The sequence below is a fragment of the Kitasatospora sp. SC0581 genome (genome assembly GCF_048159585.1).
In the GTDB taxonomy this organism is placed as follows: domain Bacteria; phylum Actinomycetota; class Actinomycetes; order Streptomycetales; family Streptomycetaceae; genus Kitasatospora.
In genome coordinates this window covers 569,456-587,060 of sequence record NZ_JBLRWA010000001.1, presented here as the reverse complement: position 1 = coordinate 587,060, position 17,605 = coordinate 569,456, and the positions used below count along the sequence as shown (strand labels likewise).

The 17,605-nt window shown below is 76.6% G+C and carries 15 protein-coding genes; 11 read left to right on the top strand and 4 right to left on the bottom strand.

Annotation, left to right across the window (positions count from 1 at the left end):
* Positions 1-37: 37 nt before the first annotated feature.
* Together ACLWS4_RS02505 and ACLWS4_RS02500 are read right to left on the bottom strand one after the other, a co-directional pair.
* Positions 38-1,336, bottom strand: coding sequence for a chitinase (locus ACLWS4_RS02505; RefSeq protein ID WP_416873224.1), 1,299 nt, complete (start codon positions 1,334-1,336; stop codon positions 38-40).
* Positions 1,337-1,532: 196 nt separating this feature from the next.
* A complete protein-coding gene (locus tag ACLWS4_RS02500; protein WP_416873223.1) occupies positions 1,533-2,438 on the bottom strand; it encodes a LysR family transcriptional regulator in 906 nt (301 codons plus the stop codon).
* A 103-nt stretch (positions 2,439-2,541) separates the two neighbouring features.
* Here ACLWS4_RS02500 and ACLWS4_RS02495 point away from each other — a divergent pair, with 103 nt between their 5' ends.
* The 4 genes from ACLWS4_RS02495 (at position 2,542) to ACLWS4_RS02480 (ending at position 5,852) form a co-directional block, all read left to right on the top strand.
* The gene (locus tag ACLWS4_RS02495) at positions 2,542-3,453 is read left to right on the top strand and encodes a DMT family transporter (protein ID WP_416873222.1); all 912 of its coding nucleotides are present in this window, start codon (positions 2,542-2,544) and stop codon (positions 3,451-3,453) included.
* Between the two features lie 10 nt (positions 3,454-3,463).
* Complete coding sequence (locus tag ACLWS4_RS02490; protein ID WP_416873221.1) at positions 3,464-4,777, top strand: sensor domain-containing protein; 1,314 nt, start codon at positions 3,464-3,466, stop codon at positions 4,775-4,777.
* Positions 4,762-5,418, top strand: a complete 657-nt coding sequence (locus ACLWS4_RS02485) for a response regulator (protein WP_049660614.1) — start codon at positions 4,762-4,764, stop codon at positions 5,416-5,418. The genes ACLWS4_RS02490 and ACLWS4_RS02485 overlap by 16 nt, the downstream gene beginning before the upstream one ends.
* 71 nt (positions 5,419-5,489) lie before the next feature.
* A complete protein-coding gene (locus ACLWS4_RS02480; RefSeq protein ID WP_416873220.1) occupies positions 5,490-5,852 on the top strand; it encodes a hypothetical protein in 363 nt (120 codons plus the stop codon).
* Here ACLWS4_RS02480 and ACLWS4_RS02475 read toward each other — a convergent pair.
* Positions 5,824-6,972, bottom strand: coding sequence for a glycosyltransferase family 4 protein (locus tag ACLWS4_RS02475; RefSeq protein WP_416873297.1), 1,149 nt, complete (start codon positions 6,970-6,972; stop codon positions 5,824-5,826). The two genes, ACLWS4_RS02480 and ACLWS4_RS02475, sit on opposite strands and share 29 nt — an antisense overlap.
* Positions 6,879-8,228 carry a glycosyltransferase 87 family protein gene (locus tag ACLWS4_RS02470; protein ID WP_416873219.1) on the bottom strand — a complete coding sequence of 450 codons (1,350 nt, stop codon included), beginning with the start codon at positions 8,226-8,228 and terminating at the stop codon, positions 6,879-6,881. The genes ACLWS4_RS02475 and ACLWS4_RS02470 overlap by 94 nt, the downstream gene beginning before the upstream one ends.
* Before the next feature lie 223 nt (positions 8,229-8,451).
* On the opposite strand from ACLWS4_RS02470, the gene ACLWS4_RS02465 reads away from it, so the two are divergent.
* The 7 genes from ACLWS4_RS02465 to ACLWS4_RS02435 all read left to right on the top strand — a co-directional run bounded on the left by ACLWS4_RS02465 (position 8,452) and on the right by ACLWS4_RS02435 (position 17,577).
* Positions 8,452-9,483 (top strand): GNAT family N-acetyltransferase, encoded by a 1,032-nt coding sequence (locus ACLWS4_RS02465; protein WP_416873218.1) that lies wholly within the window; start codon positions 8,452-8,454, stop codon positions 9,481-9,483.
* The gene (locus ACLWS4_RS02460) at positions 9,476-10,270 is read left to right on the top strand and encodes an aminotransferase class IV (protein ID WP_074004100.1); all 795 of its coding nucleotides are present in this window, start codon (positions 9,476-9,478) and stop codon (positions 10,268-10,270) included. Before ACLWS4_RS02465 ends, ACLWS4_RS02460 begins: the two co-directional genes overlap by 8 nt.
* A gap of 105 nt (positions 10,271-10,375) precedes the next feature.
* Positions 10,376-11,275: an ABC transporter ATP-binding protein gene (locus tag ACLWS4_RS02455; protein ID WP_079272403.1), complete on the top strand. Its 900-nt coding sequence runs from the start codon at positions 10,376-10,378 to the stop codon at positions 11,273-11,275.
* A complete protein-coding gene (locus ACLWS4_RS02450; RefSeq protein ID WP_416873217.1) occupies positions 11,272-13,833 on the top strand; it encodes an FtsX-like permease family protein in 2,562 nt (853 codons plus the stop codon). The genes ACLWS4_RS02455 and ACLWS4_RS02450 overlap by 4 nt, the downstream gene beginning before the upstream one ends.
* A 205-nt stretch (positions 13,834-14,038) precedes the next feature.
* On the top strand, positions 14,039-14,512 hold the full coding sequence (locus tag ACLWS4_RS02445; protein ID WP_387966536.1) for a hypothetical protein: 474 nt from the start codon (positions 14,039-14,041) through the stop codon (positions 14,510-14,512).
* Complete coding sequence (locus ACLWS4_RS02440) at positions 14,509-16,104, top strand: multicopper oxidase family protein (protein ID WP_416873216.1); 1,596 nt, start codon at positions 14,509-14,511, stop codon at positions 16,102-16,104. The genes ACLWS4_RS02445 and ACLWS4_RS02440 overlap by 4 nt, the downstream gene beginning before the upstream one ends.
* 114 nt (positions 16,105-16,218) lie before the next feature.
* Entirely contained in the window at positions 16,219-17,577 is a 1,359-nt protein-coding gene (locus ACLWS4_RS02435; protein ID WP_416873215.1) for a DUF2252 domain-containing protein, read from the top strand.
* Positions 17,578-17,605: the final 28 nt, after the last annotated feature.

The window sequence follows — 17,605 nt, the reverse complement described above, 5'->3', positions numbered from 1 at the left end:
GGCGCCCGCCCCCCACCGGTGGTCGCCGGTACGGCCGTCAGCAGGGCCCGTCGTCGGCCCAGACGCCCCACTGGCCACTGGCGCTCGGCACCTCGTTCAGCGTCCACCACTTGGCGTGGTAGGCGTGCCCGTTGTACGAGACCTTGGCGCCGCCGTTGTACGTGGTGCTCGCGCTCCACGCCGGGGCGGCGCAGCTGCCCGGGGTGGTCGGCGGCGTGGTCGGGGGAGTCGTCGGCGGGGTGGTGGGCGGCGTGGTGGGCGGGGTCGCCCCGGCGAACTTCACCGTGAACCTGGTGAAGTCCCAGTCGTTCTGCACCACGCTGGAGCAGGAGCCGGACAGCCCCGGGTCGACGTTGCCCGCGCACTGGCGGTCCCGGTTGACCGACCAGTAGGTGTACCGGGCCAGGCCGTGCGCGGTGGCGAAGTCCAGCACGGTCTGGAAGTCGGACTGGTGGAAGTACTCGGCGGCGTCGGTGCGGCCGTTCATCATCGACACGCCCTCGTGGGCGTAGGCGGTGGCCTCGTTCCAGCCGAAGGTGGTCTGCAGGATCTGGTTGAACTTCACCAGCGCGTCGGTCTGCGCCGCGGCGCCGCTGAAGCCGCCGTCGAACGGCATGATCGAGTAGTTGTCGGGCGTGAAGCCCTGCGACTTGGCCTCGTTGAGCATCTGGGTGCCGAACCAGCCGGTGCCCGCGTTGGTGCCGGCGGTGGTGATCGAGACGTACAGGCCGGGGTTGTTCTGCTGGAGGATCCGCGCCGCGCCGATCTCGTTGTGGATGGCCGCGGTGTTCTCGTACTCCGGCTCCTCCAGGTCGAAGTCGATCGCCTTGAGGCCGTACTTGGTGATCACCTTCTGGTACCCGGCGGCGGTCGCCTCGGGGGTGCCGCAGACCTGGCCCAGCTTGGTGCCGCCGTACCCGCCGACCGATACCGAGACGTCCCCGCCCTTGCCGCGGACGGTCTGGATGACGCTCGGCATGGTGGTGTCGGTGTCGATCGGGGAGGTGCCGCCCCAGGCGGGCGAACAGCTGGTGCCCTGGGCCAGGATGAACGCCAGCTGGAAGGCCTTCTGGCCGGTGGCGTCCATGACGGCGGCGGCGTCCGGCGGGCTGTTGTCCTCGGGCATCAGGTACGGCGCCGAGGCGTACCAGTTGCTGCCGAGCCCTCCGGCGGCCCCGGCGGCCCCGGTGCCGGTGGTGTCCGCGGCGGCGGAGCCGGTGCCGGCCAGGGCGGCGACGCCGCCGGCGACCAGGCCGAGCGCGGCGGCCACGGCGAGTACGGCGCGGCGCCTGAAGGGGGGACGTGCGGTGTGCTGTGGGGGAAGAGCGCGTTCCATCGGAAGCCTTTCCAGGACACGGCAGTGGGGGAGGCGGGCCTGCTCACGCCGGGTGTGGGGGTGGCGTGGCGGCCGAACGGGCCTGCGGCGGCGGGTGGTTGCCGAAGGTCCTCACTGGTATAGACCTGTCAGGGAAGGGCGGTCAACCCCAAAGAGGTCAAGGCGCACCGGTCGGCCGACGGGCCCTGGAGTCGGCTCACCGGGACGGAACTCCGGCCGCCGCCCCGGCCACCACTCCCGGCGCCATCCCCGCCAGCAGCGAGCCGACCGCCGGGGACCACGGGCGGCCGGTCGGCCCGGTCAGCGACAGCGTCCGGTGGACGGCGGGCCGGATCGGGACCAGCACGCAGTCGGCCGGGAGCATGGTCAGCGCCAGCGCGGGCATCACCGAGACCCCGACGCCCGCGTGCACCATGCCGATCAGGCTGTTCAGGTCGCGGATCCGGTGCCGGGGCGTGAAACGGGTGCCGGCCCGCCGGTAGGCCTCGCGGATGTGGCGCTCGCAGCCGCCCTCCGAGAGCAGGAAGTCGTCGTCCTCCAACTCGGCCACATGGACGGTCGGTTGGCCGGCGAGCGGGTGGTCGCGGCGGAGCAGCGCGTGCATCGAGTCGGCGCCGAGCGAGACCGCCCCGGGCGGCAGCGGCCCGGCGTCCACCAGGACGGCGGCGTCCACCGTGCCCGCCTCCAGCCAGGCCGCCAGCTCGTCGTCCTCGCCCTCGAAGACCCGGACGGTCACCTGCGGGTAGGCCGCCCGCCAGTCCTTGAGCAGCCCGGGCAGCAGCGCCTGGCAGACGGTGGTCGGCGCCGCCAGCCGTACGGTGCCGGTCGGGCCGCCGGAGTGCCGGGTGGCGATCGCGCGGACGGCGGCGGCCGAGGCGACGGCGGTCCGGGCGTGCGGCAGGACCTGCTCGCCCAGCGGGGTGGGCCGGCACGGGCTGCCGCGCCACAGCACGGGCGCGCCGAGGCTGCGCTCCAGCGCGGCGACGGCGTGCGAGACCGCGGACTGGCTGATGCCGAGCTCGTCGGCGGCCGCGCTGAAGCCGCCGGCGTCGGCGACCGCGACCAGTGCCCTGAGCTGGGCCAGGTTGACGTCCGGGGTCATGAGACTTCCTCATCGCGAGTGCACTGCCACTTGTTGGACTCATGCTGCGGCGCCGGGCCACGCTCTGTCCAGAAGACGCGACGGGAGGACGGAGGTGGTCGGGGTGAGGCGCTGGTTGCCGGGCTTCGTGGCACTGTCGGCGATCTGGGGCGCGAGCTTCGCCCTGATCAAGGTGGCGGTCGAGGCGGGCGTGCCGCCGCTGTGGGTGGCGTTGTGGCGCTGCCTGCTCGGCGCCACCACGCTGTGGGCGGTGCTGCTGCTGCGCGGCGAGCGGGCCCCGCGCGACCGGGCGCTGTGGGGGCACTCGGCGGTGGTCGCGGTGCTGCTCAACAGCGTGCCGTTCACCCTCTTCTCCTTCGGGGAGACCAGGGTCAGCTCGGTGCTCGCCGGGGTGATGAACGCGACCACCCCGCTGTTCACCCTGCTGTTCGCGGTGCTGACCGTCCCCGAGGAGCGCCGCCCGGGCACCCGCCGGCTGGCCGGTCTCGGGCTCGGCTTCGTCGGTGTGCTCACCGTGCTCGGGGTCTGGCGCGGCCTGGGCGCCGGTGCGACCGCCGGTGCGCTGGCCTGCCTGGCCGCCGCCTGCTGCTACGGCGCGGGCTTCGCCTACCTGCGCCGCTTCCTGTCCGGCCGCCCGGAGTCGGTGACCACCCTCTCCACGCTCCAGATCACCTGCGCCACGGTGGAGTTGGCCCTGGTGGCGCCGTTCGCCGCGGGCCTCCCGCGCTGGCCGGGCGCCGCCGCGGCCGGCGCGCTGCTGGTGCTCGGCGCGCTCGGCACGGGCGTGGCGTACCTGCTCAACCTGGCGCTGGTCCGCGGCGCCGGGGCGACGGTGGCCTCGGCCGTGACGTACGTGACGCCGCTGTGGTCCACCGCGCTCGGCGCGGCCCTCCTCGCCGAGCCGGTCGGCTGGAACGCCCTGGCCGGCGGCGCGCTGGTGGTCGCCGCCGTCGCGCTGACCAGGCCGCGCGCGGCCCGCGCCCGGGCCCCGAAGGACCGTCAGCCGGTCGGTTAGGGTGGACCGGGTGAACGAGGGGTCGGTGACGGACGGGGAGCGGCGGCCGACGTCCGTCCGCGAGGCGCTGCGGGCGCACCCGCTGAGCTTCCCGTTCACCCGCTGGGTGCCGCGCTGCTGGGCGTACCTGCTCGGTGGGGCGCTGTTCGGGCCGGTGCTGCTGGTGGTCCTCGCGGTGCTGCTGGTGGTCGGCGCGGGCCTGTCGGTGGTCGGCCTCGGACTGCCGGTGCTGCTCGCCCTGGCGCTCGCGGGCATCCCCGCCGCCGGTGTGGCCCGGTGGCGGCTGCGGCTGGTCGAGCCGGTCCCGCCGCCCGATCCGCACCGCAGTCTGCCCGGGGCGGGCCGCCGCGCCCGCGTCCGCACCCGGCTGCGCGAGCGGGCCACCTGGCGCGAACTCGCCCACGCCGGGCTCACCTCGACCGTGCTGGCCGCCGCCTCGCTGGGCTTCACCGCGCTGCTGGTGATCTCCGGCGCGTTCACGGTCTCCCCGCTGGTGGTCTGGGCGCTCGCCCCGGAGACCGTGATGCTCGTCCCCGGGCGCGCCGTCGCCGGGCCGTTCGCCGCCCTGCCGTTCACCGCCGCCGGACTGGCCGGCCTGCTGCTCTGCGCCTACGCCGGGGCACTGCTGGTCCGGGCCGAGGTCGCGCTGGCCCGCTTCCTGCTCGGGCCCCGGGAGGACGACCTCGGCCACCAGGTGCTCGAACTCACCCGCTCCCGGGCCCGGTTGGCCGACGCCTTCGAGGCCGAGCGGCGCCGGATCGAGCGCGACCTGCACGACGGCGCGCAGCAGCAGCTGGTCGCGCTCAGCATGACCCTCGGGCTTGCCGAGTACGAGCTGCGCGACCGGGACGGCCGGGCGGCGGAGCTCGTCACCCGGGCGCGCGGCGAGGCCCGGCAGGCGCTGGAGCAGCTGCGCGGGCTGGTGCGCGGCATCCACCCGCAGGTGCTCACCGACCACGGGCTCGCCGCCGCCGTCGACGAGGTCGCGCAGCGCCACCCGATCCCGGTGGCCACCGACATCGAGCTCCCGGAGCGGCTGCCCGCCCCGGTGGAGACCACCGCCTACTTCACCGTCACCGAGGCGCTCACCAACGCCGCCAAGCACAGCGGCGCCACCGCGATCACCGTCCACGGGCGGCTCGCGGCCGGCCGGCTGGTCGTCCAGGTGACCGACGACGGCCGGGGCGGGGCGGACCCGGCCGCCGGGGCCGGGCTGGCGGGACTCGCCGACCGGGTGGCACTGCTGAGAGGACGGTTGATGGTGACGAGCCCGACGGGCGGCCCGACGACGCTGCGGCTGGAGGTCCCGTGCTCCGGGTCGTGATCGCCGAGGACGCGGTGCTGCTGCGCGCCGGACTGGTCGAACTCCTCACCCTCGGCGGCCACCGGGTGACCGCCGCCGTCGGCGACGCGGAGGCGCTGGCCGCGGCCGTCGACGCCGAGCGGCCGGACATCGTGGTCACCGACGTCCGGATGCCCCCCGACCACACCGACGAGGGCCTGCGCGCCGCCCTCGCCCTGCGCGAGCGCCACCCGGGCCTGCCCGTCCTGGTCCTCTCCCAGTACGTGGCCACCCCGTACGCGACCCGGCTGCTCGCCGCCGCCGGCGCCCAACCGGCCGGTCTGGGCTACCTGTTGAAGGACCGGGTCGGCGACGTCGCGGACTTCCTGGACGCGCTGCGGCGGGTCGCCGACGGGGAGACGCTGATCGACCCCGAGGTGGTCCGGGTGCTGCTGCGCGGCCGGTCCGCCGACCGCCCGCTGGCCCGGCTCACCCCGCGCGAGCGCGAGGTGCTCGCGCTGATGGCCGAGGGCCTCAACAACCAGGCTGTGGCAGGCCGGTTGAGCATCACCGAGGCCTCGGTGGTGAAGCACTGCGGGAACATCTTCATGAAGCTGGACCTGGACCCGACGGAGGGCAACCGGCGGGTCCTCGCGGTGCTGGCCCACCTGCGCGGTGAGTGAACGGGCGGGCGCCGTACGGCTTTTGAGTGACGCCCTTGTCAGGGCGGCCGCGGTGCCGGAACGATGGCGGCATGGCGAGGACACGGGAACCGCAGAGCGCGATCGTCAACCGGATGCTCAAGGGCGAGGCGACCAGGGACGACACCACGACGGCCCAGACCAACTTCCTGCTGTGGCTGCGGCAGGAGTGGGCCGGGGACGGGGACCAGGCGCTGGCGGCCTGCCAGGACATGCTGACGGCCGCCGGGGGCGAGGAGTGGCGAGCACTTCCGGAACGCGACCTGTCCGCCCACGTCTGGCTGTTCAGCTTCTCCTGCCCGAGCCGGGAGGACCTGCCGGGCCAGGCGCGGAACTGGGTGGCGGCGGTCGGCGCCAACGGCGGGGCGCCCGCGATCGCCCGGCTGGTCAGGCACCTGCGGGGGCAGCCGGAGTGACCGCGGCGGCCGGATCGACCGCGGTGGCGGGATTGACCGCGGTGGCCGGGTCGGCCGGGTCCGGCAGGGGCACGGCGGGGTCGAGCAGCTCGGTGAGCCGCCGCGCCGAGGCCTCCCAGGTCCAGTGCTCCTCCGCCCAGCGCCGCCCCGCCGCCCCCATCCGGGCGCGCTCGGCGGGCGGGGCGAGCAGGATCCGGGTCAGGGCGGCGGCCACTTCGGCGGGCGCGCGGCCGTCGACGACCGCGCCGGTGACGCCGTCCAGGACGGTGTCCGGGGCGCCGCCGGAGCGGCCGACCACCACCGGGAGGCCGGCCGCGGCCGCCTCCAGGAAGACGATGCCGAGGCCCTCGGCCTCCAGGCCCAGCCGGCGGGTGCGGCACGGCATCGCGAAGACGTCCGCCTCCGCGTAGTGGACGGCCGTCGCGGCGTGGTCGAGGCCGCCGGTGAACACCACGCTGCCCGGCTCGGTGAGGCGGAGGGCGAGGCCCCGCAGCCGGTCCTCGTCCGGGCCCCGGCCGACCAGCACCAGGGTCGTCCCGGGCACGGCCCGGCGGATCGCGGGCAGCGCGCGGATCAGCACGTCCTGGCCCTTGCGCGGGACCAGCCGCGCCACGCAGAGCACCACCGGGGCGGCGGACGCCTCCCCGACGGAGTCCTCGGCGGCCGGCCGGAAGACCGCCGGGTCGACCCCCGGCACCAGGCGCGCCAGCCGGGCGTCCGGTCCGAGCGCGGGCGCGATCCGGGCGCGGGTGTAGGCGCCGAGGTAGGTGACCACGTCCGTGCCGCGGCCGATCCGGCGCAGCAGGCCGCGGGCGCCCGGGGTGCGGGCCCACCAGATCTCGTGGCCGTGGGTGGTGGCGACGGTGCGGCGGATGCCGGGCGCCAGCCGCCGCAGGCCGGGCGTCATCGCGGCGAGCGGCGCGGCGGCGCCGAACCAGACCCGGTCGCAGCCGTGCGCCCGGGCTATCTCGGCGGCCCGGCGGGTGGCCCGCGGGGTCGGCAGCAGGGTGCGGGCGCGGTCGCGGATCACCGGGTAGGGGAGAGCGGCGTCGTGGAGCTCCGCACCCGGTTCGGCCGAGGTGTAGACCACGACGTCGTGACCGGGGACGCGGTCGGCCATGGCCTTGACGAAGGTTTCGATGCCGCCCTGGCGCGGCGGGAAGTCGTTGGTGACGACGAGGGTGGTGCCCATGGCAGGCCTTTCGGAACGGAGAGCGGAACGGAGGACGGGAGGGAGAGCGGAACGGAGGACGGGAGGGAGGGCGAGACGGCGGACGAGAGGGACAGCAGGACCAGGACGAGCGGCAGCGCGAGGTAGCCGAACCGCCCGGCGGGCGCCAGCAGGAAGGCCGCGGTCAGCCCGAGGGCCAGCCGGTGCACCGCGGCGGGCGCGGTGCGGGGCGGCCGGACGGCCAGGGAAGCCCCGACGGCGAGCCCGGCGAGCAGCAGCAGGCCGACGGCGGCGCACCAGCCGGCCGGGCCGAGGTCGGCCAGCAGCCGCCCGGGCAGCGGGCTCGCGGCCGGTGTCGGCAGGCCGCCGCGCCCGGTGGGGAAGGCGAACACCTGCTCCACCAGCGGCCCCGGCGCGCGCAGCGCCACCGGCAGCACCGCCAGCGCCGCTGCCCCCACCGCGACGGCTACCCCGCGCAGCGCCGCGCGCCGTCCGGCGGTGGCCGCCAGCAGGGCCGCCACCACCGCCAGCGCCGGCCAGGCCGTCCACTTCAGCGCGCAGGCGGCGGCCAGCGCCAACCCGGCCGCCACCGGCCGCCGTTCGGCGGCGCGGACCAGGGCGAGCCAGCAGAGGCCGGTGAGCGGCAGGTCCACCCCGCTGACGCAGAGCGGCAGCGCGACCACCGGCGAGGCGGTGAGCGCGGCGGCGCCGAGCCGGCGCCCGGCGGGCACCGTCCGCAGCACGCAGACCAGGAACACCGCCGCGCACCACAGCCGGGCGTCGCCCAGCGGCGAGCCGCCCAGCGGGGTGCCGTCCAGCAGCGCCCGGGGCAGGCCCAGCAGGGCCATCCCGGGGAGGTACGGGGTGTACTCCTCGACGGTCCGCGGCTCGGCCAGGTACGGCGTGCCGGTGTGCAGCAGCAGCGACCCGGAGCGCTCGATCACCCCGACCTCGCTCTGCCCCCGCCCGTCCAGGACCAGCAGGAGCAGCGGCACCAGCACCGCCCCGAGGGCCGCGACCGCCACCGAGACCTCACGTCCGCGCCGCCGCACCAGCACCACGGCGAGCGCCGCCAGCAGGTACCCGCAGGCCGCCCAGGCGCCCCAACTCCGGTGCGGCCCGAGCCCGGACACCACCGGGAACGCCCCCGCCCACCCCGCCGCGACCAGCCACCCGCCGCACCACCACCACGCCCGTTTCGTCACCGCTTCATTGCATCGCCGCAGCTCGGCGGGGTCATCACGGCCAGGTCGAGTCTCGTGGTCGGGTTTTCCCTACCCCGCCCCGACGGCCGCCGGCGGCGGGCGCCGTCCTCCGGGCCGGCCCGGCGGCGGGGCGGGGTCGGCGCCACCTCCCGCTCCCCGCACTGACATTCGGTGGCGGCCGGATTACTGATCGTCCCCACCGCGCCGCTATCCTCGCCCTGTGGTGAGGTCGTGGGATGCGGCGGTGGAGCGGGCGCAGGACCGGCTGGCGGCGGGGCCGCGGCTGCGGGCGGCCGGGCCGGGGGACGAACGGCGGTTCGCGCTCTGGGACTTGGCGTCCCTGGTGGAGGGCGGGCTGGGCGAGCTGGTGGACCCGGACGGGCTGGCGCCGCCGGCGGAGCGCGCCTGGCGGGAGCGGCTGGGGGAGAGCGGGCGGGAGTGGCCGGGCGGTGAGCTGTACCGGCGGCGCTACTGGATCCAGGACGACGACGGCGCCGTGGTGGGCACCGTCGCCGTGGACAACTGGACCAAGGGCCCGAGCCAGCTCGCCGTCTCCTCCCTCTACGTGACCCCGGCCGCGCGCGGGCGGGGCCTGGCCGCCGCCGCGCTGGACGAGGTGTACGCGGCGGCCACCGCCGAGGGCCTGCCGGGGTTCCGGCTGGAGGCGCACTGGACCTGGCAGCCGGCGGTCCGCTACTACCTGCGCCGGGGCCTGTGGGTGGTGGGCTGGAAGCACTCGCTGTCCTTCGCCCGGATGCCCCAACTCCCCCTGCACCGGGTGCGGGAGGAGGACGGCCGGCTGCTCCTGCTGGTCGCCGACCGGCTGCGGGGCTGGGTGCCGATACTGGCCGCCGGGCAGGAGGGCCGCTGGCTGCGGCTGGACGAGACGGCGGACTACCGGGGCTGCGACGGCTGGGTGCACGAGTACGCCCGTTCCACGCTGGCCCTGTACCTGGCGCTGGCCGGCCGACCGCTGGTGCGCGGCCCGCAGTGGTGGGCGGAGGCGTGGCGCTGGTCGGACGCCGGGGAGCCGGAGGGCCTGGCGTACCGGATAGAGGAGTTCGAGCGGGTGGCCCGGGCGGCGGGCCGGCGGGTGGTGAGCCCGTACCGCCCGGTGCCGCTGCCGGAGGGCGCGTTGCCGGAGGGCGCGTTGCCGGAGTCCGTCCCGCCGCAGTCAGTGCCCCCGCGGTCCGCGCTGCCGGGTTCCGCGCCGCGGCCCGGGTCCCCGCAGCTGGCAGACTCGGGGGATGGCTGAGATCGAGATCGACGGCGCCCCCGCCGACCCGGCGCGGCTGGCCGCGCTGGGGCTGCTCAACTACGGGCACTTCACCACCCTGCGCGCCGAGGCGGGCCGGGTGCGCGGTCTGGCCCTGCACCTGGACCGGCTGGTCCGGGACTGCCGGGTGCTGTTCGGCGCCGAGCTGGACCGGGCGGCGGTGCGGGAGCGGATCGGCGCGGTGCTGCCCGCCGACGGCGCGCCGGTGATCGTCCGGGTCACCGTGTACGACCCGGCGCTCGGCCTGGAGCGCCCCGCCGCCCCGGCCGCGCCCGCCCTGCTGGTGACCACCCGTCCGGCCGCGGCGGCCGAGCCCGCCCCGCTGCGGGTCCGCACCGCGGCGTACCGGCGGGAGCTGCCGGAGGTGAAGCACGTCGGCCTGTTCGGCCTGGTGCACCACCGTCGGCAGGCCCAACTGGCGGGCTACGACGACGTGCTGCTGGTCGGCGAGGACGGCCTGGTGGTCGAGGGCGCGACCTGGAACGTCGGCTTCCTGGCCGGGGAGCGGCTGGTCTGGCCGCAGGGCCCGAGCCTGCCCGGGGTGACGGAGGCGCTGCTGTCCGGCGCGTACCGGGGCCCGCAGTCCCGCGAGCCGCTGCCCGCCGACGGGCTGGACCGCTTCACCGCCGCCTTCGCGGTGAACGCGGGGGTCGGGGTGCGCCCGCTGGCGGCCGTGGACGGCACCGCCTTCGACCCCGCGCACCCGGCGCTCGCCGTCCTGCGCGCCGCCTACCTGGGGATTCCCGCCGAAGCGGTGGGGGGATAACCCCACCGCCGTTCCGCCGGTGGCCTGCATGGTTCGCGGAGCCCGTCGTCCCTAGGTTGGAGCACGTTGACGACGAGCGACGCAGAACCGAAGGAAGGCCCACCCATGGCACGCCGCCAAGACCGCCGCAGGACCGACGAGTTCGGGACGGATCAGTACGGCCCCGGCGGCCACGCTGCCGAGGGGTACGGCCCCGACGGATACGGCCGCGAGGGCTACGGCGCCGACGGTCACGGCGGGTACGCCCCGGCCCCGCAGGCGGCCCCCGCGATCGAGCTGCGCGGGGTGCGCCGCACCTACGGCCGCGGCGAGGCGACGGTGCACGCGCTGCGCGGGGTCGACCTGGCGCTCGCCCACGGCAGCTTCACCGCGGTGATGGGCCCGTCCGGCTCCGGCAAGTCCACCTTCCTCCAGTGCGCGGCGGGCCTGGACCGCCCGGACTCCGGGCAGGTCCGGCTCGGCGGCGAGGACATCACCGCGCTGAGCGAGAACCGGCTGACCAAGCTGCGCCGCAGCCGGATCGGCTTCGTCTTCCAGGCCTTCAACCTGCTGCCCTCGCTGACCGTCGAGCAGAACGTGCTGCTCCCGCAGCGCCTTGCCGGGGAGCGCCAGGACCGGGCCCGGGCACGGGAGCTGCTGGCCCGGGTGGGCCTGGGCGAGCACGCCAAGCGGCGGCCCGGCCAGCTCTCCGGCGGCCAGCAGCAGCGGGTGGCGATCGCCCGCGCGCTGATCACTCGCCCGGACGTGGTGTTCGCCGACGAGCCGACCGGCGCGCTGGACACCCGCACCGCGCACGAGGTGCTGGCGCTGCTGCGGCAGGCCGTGGACTCGCTCGGCGCGACGGTGGTGATGGTGACCCACGACCCGGTGGCGGCCTCCTTCGCCGACCGGGTGCTGTTCCTGGCCGGCGGCGCGATCGTCGACGACCTGCCGCACCCGAGCCCGCAGACCGTCGCGGACCGGATGGTCGCGCTGACCGCCCGCCCGGTGGGAGCCGCGGCATGACGAACGGACTCGCGCGCTCCTCGGTGCGCTTCCGGCCCGCGTCCTTCGCGGGCACCCTGGTCGCCCTGCTGCTGGGCGCCGCCGTGGTGGTGGCCTGCGGCGTGCTGCTGCAGACCGGTCTGACCGCGAGCCTCAAGCCGGCCCGGTACGCGGACACCCCGGTGGTGGTCGCGGCCGACCAGGCGGTGAAGATCCAGCGGAAGGTCGGCACGGACACCGAGACGACGGAGGAGGCCACCCCGGAGCGGGCCCGGACGGACGCCGCGCTGGCCGGCCGGCTGGCCGCGCTGCCCGGGGTCGCGGCGGCCCGCCCGGACACCGCCTTCCCGCTGCCCGCCTTCCCGCTGCCCGCCGGCGGCCGGGCGCCGGCCCTGACCGGCCGGGGCTTCGCCGCGCTCGGCATCGCCGGGCCGGGCGACACCCTGGTCGAGGGCCGCGCGCCCGGCGCGAACGAGGTCGTGCTGGACGCCGACACGGCGCGCGCCGCCCACATCGCGCCCGGCGCGAACCTCACGCTCACCGCGCCCGGCGGCACCGCGGACTACCGGGTCTCCGGCCTGGCCGCCGCCCAGCAGGCCGGCCCCACCGCCTGGTTTGCCGACGCCACCGCCGACCGCCTCTCCGGCCACCCCGGCCGGATCGACGCCATCGCCGTCCAGCCCCGCGCGGGCGTGACCACCGCCGCGCTCGCCGCCCAGGTCCGCCAGGCCGTCGGCGGCGACGCCGGTGCCGGAGCTGGTGCCGTCAAGGTCCTCACCGGGGACGACCGGGGCGCCGTCGAGCACCCCGACCTCGGCGGAGCCCGCACCCTGCTGATGGCCCTCGGCGGCAGCTTCGGCGGCTACGCCACCATGACCGCGGTCGTCGTGGTGATGAGCACCGTCGCCCTCGCCACCGGCCAGCGTGCCCGCGAGTTCGCCCTGCTGCGCGCCATCGGCGCCACCCCGCGCCAGATCCGCCGCACCATCGCCGCCGAGGCGATGCTGGTCGCGCCGCTCGCCGCGGCGCTCGGCATCCTGCCCGGAATCGCCCTCGCCCGCTGGTGGTTCGACCAGTTGGTCGAGCGCGGCGCCGTCCCCGCGGACGTCCGCCTGGACGTCGGCCCGCTGCCGATGCTCGCCGCCGTCCTCGCCTGCACCCTCGCCGCGCTGACCGCCGGGTTCCTGGCCGCCCGCCGGCCGTCCCGGATGCGGGCCGCCCAGGCGCTCGGCGAGGCCGCCGTCGAAGCGCCCCGACCGGGCGCGGTGCGCACCGTCCTCGGACTGGTCTTCGCCGCCGGCGGCATCGCGGCCGCGGCCATCGCCACCTCCCTGGACGGCGCCAAGGCCGCCCAGACCGCGCTCGGCGTGGTGATGTGCTTCATGATGGCCGTCGCCCTGCTCGGCCCCTGGCTGGCCCGGGTCGCCGCCGCGGTGCTCGGCGCCCCGCTGCGGGCCGGCGGCGCGCCCGGCTCGCTGGCCGCCGACAACACCCGCGCCAACGCCCGCCGCCTGGCCTCCGCGATCACCCCGATCGTCCTGGTCACCGCCTTCTGCGGCACCCTGCTGATCATCCAGAGCACCGTGCGCCACACCAGCGGCGAGAACGTCCGGGCCGGCGTCACCGCCGACCACGTGGTCGGCGCCACCGGCCCCGGCCTGCCCGCCGGGACGGCCGAGCGGGCGGGCCGGGTGCCGGGCGTGGACACCGCCGTCGGCGTGCTGCGCACCGGCGTCGTCTACCGCAACGGCGACCAGCTGAGCTCCGCCCCCGTGCTCGGCGTCGACGGCGACCCGGCCCGGCTGCCGAAGGTGCTCGACCTGGGCGTGCGCAGCGGTGCGCTCGCCGACCTCGGCCGCGCCCCCGACACCGTGGCGCTGAGCTCCACCCTGGCCGAGGCGTTCGGCGCCAAGGTCGGCGACCGGGTCCCGCTCTGGCTCGGCGACGGCACCGCCGTCCGGCCCGCCGTGGTCGCGGTGTACGACCGCGGGCTCGGCGTCGGCCAGGCGCTGCTGCCCCGGGCCGCGGTGGCCGCGCACGTCACCGCCGGGTACGACAGCCAGGTGCTGGTCGCCGACGCGCCGGGCGCCGACCGGGCGGCGGTGGCCGCCGGGCTGGGCGGGCTGGCCGGGGCCGCGGTGACCGACCGGGCCGGGTTCGTCGCCCAGTCCGACAAGGCGATGGAGGTCAACGGCTGGGCCAACACCGTGATGGCCGCCGTGCTCGGCGGGTTCGCCGCCGTCAGCGCCGCCAACACCCTGGTGATGACGGTGCTGGACCGGCGCCGCGAGGTCGCGCTGCTGCGGCTGGCCGGCACCACCCGGCGCCAGGTGCGCGGCATGATGCGCTGGGAGGCGCTGCTGGTGGCCTCGACCGGGCTGGCGGTCGGCGCGGTGATCGCCGCGGTCACCCTGGTGCCGGTCGCCCGGGGCGTGGCCAACTCCGCCCCGTACGTCCCGCCGATGCTGGCCCTGCCGCTGGCCGCCGGAGCCGTGCTGCTCTGCCTCGCGGCGACCGGGGTGCCGGTCCGGGCGCTGCTGCGGACCCGGCCGGCGGGGCTGGGCGCGGCGCGTCAGTAGCGGGCCCGCGGGAGGCGAGGAAGGGGGTGCTCTTGAGGACGACTCAAGGGCACCCCCTTCCTTCGGGTGAGAACGACGGCCCCGAGCGGGCGGTCATGGGGACCACATGACGGTCCGATGACCTTTTCAAGAGCTGATCGTGACGTCGCATCAGTTACGCTCGCGCCCGCCCCGCCAGACCGTCGACGCAGAGAGTAGCCCGACCATGAGCAGTCCTCCTGCCGCCCCCGCGCCCCGCTGGCCGCTGATCCTGCTGCGTACCTCCACCACCCTGCTCGCCCTGCTGGCACTGCTCCAGGTCATGCTGGCCGGCAGCTTCCTGAACGGCACCTACGACTCCCTGAAGGACCACGAGGGCAACGCGATGATGCTGGCCACCGTGGTGGTGCTCCAGCTCGCGGTGGCCGTCGCCGTCCGGTGGCCCGGCCGGGGCCCGCTCTGGCCGCTGTGGACCACCGCCGTGCTCACCGTCGCCGTCATCGGCCAGATCACCGCCGGCTACGCCCGGGCGCTCGGCGTGCACGTCACGCTCGGCGTGCTGCTGGTCAGCGGCGTGCTGTTCGGCCTGGTCGGCGCCTGGCGGCTGCCGCTGCCGGCCCGGGAGGCGCGGGTCGTCGGCGGCCCGGACGGCACCGGGCGGCTGCCGCGCCCCGGCGGACCGGTCGAGGTGGTCAAGTGAACCGGCGCCGGTTCCTGCGCGTCGGCGCCTCCGTGCTCGGCGCGGGCGCCCTGGTCTCCGTGGCCGGCCCCTCCGTCGCCCGGCTGCTCGCCGAGGGCCGCCCCGGGCAGCTGCTGAGCAGCGAACTCGACCTGCCGGAGGCCTTCCGGGCCGCGCTGCCGGTGCCGACCGTGCTGCAACCGGTGCGCACCGACGCGACCGCCGACCACTACGAGATCACCCAGCAGGTCGCCCGGCTGGAGATCCTGCCCGGGGTGCGGACCGAGGCCTGGACGTACGGCGGCGGCTTCCCCGGGCCGACCGTGGTCACCCGCTCCGGGCGGACGGCGGTGGTCAAGCACCGCAACGAGCTGCCGGTGCCCTCGGTGACCCACCTGCACGGCGGGCACACCCCGGCGGACAGCGACGGCTACCCGGTGGACCTGCTGCTGCCGGTGGGGTCCTCGGCGGACGCCGCCCAGCAGGCCGGCGGCATGGCCGGGATGGCCGGCATGGCGGGGATGTCCGGGACGGACCACGCCGCCGCCCGCACCGCCGTCGGCGAGCGCAGCTACACCTATCCGGGCAAGCAGCGCGCCGCCACCCTCTGGTACCACGACCACCGGATGGGCTTCACCGGCCCCGGCGTCTGGCGCGGACTGGCCGGCTTCCACCTCGTGCACGACGACGAGGAGGACGCGCTGCCGCTGCCGCGCGGCGAGCGGGACCTGCCGCTGATGATCACCGACCGCTCCTTCGCCGCCGACGGCTCCTTCCGCTACCCCGCCGTCGACCCGCAGCTCGCCGAGCCGGGCGTCACCGACGCCTACGCCAACGGCGTGCTCGGCGACGTCATCCTGGTCAACGGCGCGCCCTGGCCCCGGCTGGACGTCGACCGGGCCCGTTACCGGCTGCGGCTGCTCAACGCCTCCAACGCCCGGCTCTACCGGCTCGAACTCGACCCGCAGCCGGCCGGCGGCGACGCCCTGGTCCAGATCGGCTCCGACGGCGGCCTGCTCGCCGCCCCGGTCCGGCACGACGGCATCGAGATCGCGCCCGCCGAACGCTTCGACGTCGTGGTCGACTTCTCCCGCTACCAGCCCGGCACCCAGGTCCGGCTGGTCAACCGCTTCGGCAGCGGCCGGACGGCCGAGGTGATGCGCTTCGACGTCACCGCGAAGCAGCCGACCGACGACGCGACGGTGCCCGACCGGCTCGCCGCCGTCGAGGCCCTGGACGCCTCCGCCGCCGTCGCCACCCGCGACTTCACCTTCCGGCGCAGCCGCGGCGACGGCTGGACCATCAACGGCCGCCCGTACAAGCCGGGGGAGTCCATCGCCACGCCCGCCCTCGGCGCGGTCGAGCTCTGGCGCTTCTCCACCGACCTGCACCACCCGGTGCACGTCCACCTCGACCACTTCCAGGTGATCGGCCGCAACGGCGCCGACCCGGGCCCGTACGACGCGGGATGGAAGGACACCGTGGACCTGCGCCCGGCCGAGGCGGTGGAGGTACTGGTGCGCTTCACCGACTACGCGGGGGCGTACATGCTGCACTGCCACAACCTGGAGCACGAGGACATGGCGATGATGGCGGACTTCACGGTGCGCTGAGCCGCCGGGGTTCACCCGGACGGCCGACCGCCGGAGGGCGCGCGCTGCGCCCTCCGGCACCCGTGTCCTAGCCTCGCGGGGAGGAGGGGACCCGCCGACGCCCGGAGCCGCGCCATGACCACCCCCGCCGAACGCCGCCGGCACGGCCGGGCCGCCCGGGAGCGGGTCTCCCGCTCCGCCCACGGCCGGTGGATCCCCGCCGCCGACCGGCCCGACCCGCTCGGCGTGCTGGAACGGCAGGGCGCGGACCGGGTCGCCCGGCTGCTGCCGATCCGCCACGGGCGGATGGCGGAGAGCCCGTTCGCCTACCTGCGCGGCGCCGCCGCCGTCCTGGCCGCCGACCTCGGCGCCCTCCCCGACACCGGACTCACCGTCCAACTCTGCGGCGACGCCCACCTGTTGAACTTCGGCCTGTACGCCTCGCCGGAGCGCGCGCTGCTCTTCGACGTCAACGACTTCGACGAGACCTTCCCCGGCCCCTTCGAGTGGGACGTCAAACGGCTCGCCGCCAGCGTCGCCGTCGCCGCCCGCGACAACGGCCAGGACGACCGGCGGGCGCGCCGGGCCGCGCTCGCCGCCGCCCAGGGGTACGCGACCGCGATGCGGCGGCTGGCGGGCCGGGGCGAACTCGACGTCTGGTACGCCCGGGTGGACACCGCGCAGCTGCTGCCGCTGCTCGCCAAGCCCCGGCAGCGCAGGCGGGCCGAGGCCGAGTTCGCGCGCGCCCGGCGCCGCACCAGCCTCCAGGCCTTCGGCAAGCTCACCGAGGAACGCGACGGACGGCGCCGGATCATCAGCGCGCCGCCGCTGATCGAACCGCTGAAGAAGACCGAACTGCGCGGCGTCGGCAAGGTGTTCAGCGACTACCGGGCCACCCTCGCGGAGGACCGCCGGGTGCTGCTGGACCGCTACCGGTTCGTCGAGGCGGCCACCAAGGTGGTCGGCGTGGGCAGCGTCGGCACCCGCTGCTACATCGTGCTGCTGGAGGGCGGGAACGGGCACGACCCGCTGTTCCTCCAGCTCAAGGAGGCCGGCCGGTCGGTGCTGGAGGACCACCTGCCGCCGCTGCGGGCGGACGCCGAGGTGCTCGCCCACCACGGCGGCCGCCGGGTCGTCACCGGCCAGCACCTGATGCAGGCCGCCGGCGACATCTTCCTCGGCTGGACCACCGGCCCCGCCGGGCGCCACTTCTACGGCCGCCAACTGCGCGACATGAAGGGCTCGGCGGACATCGCCGACTTCCGGCCCTCCGGCCTGCGCGCCTACGCCGACCTCTGCGGCCGCACCCTCGCCCGCGCCCACGCCCGCACCGGCGACCGCCTCGCCATCGCCGGCTACCTCGGCAGCGCCGACACCTTCGCCGAGGCGGTCGCCGACTTCGCGCTGCGCTACGCCGACCGGACGGCGGCCGACCACGGCGAGCTGGTCGCGGCGATCGCCGACGGGCGGGTGGCGGCGACTCTGGGGGTGTGAACCGGGGCCGGGGGACGGCGAGTTCGGC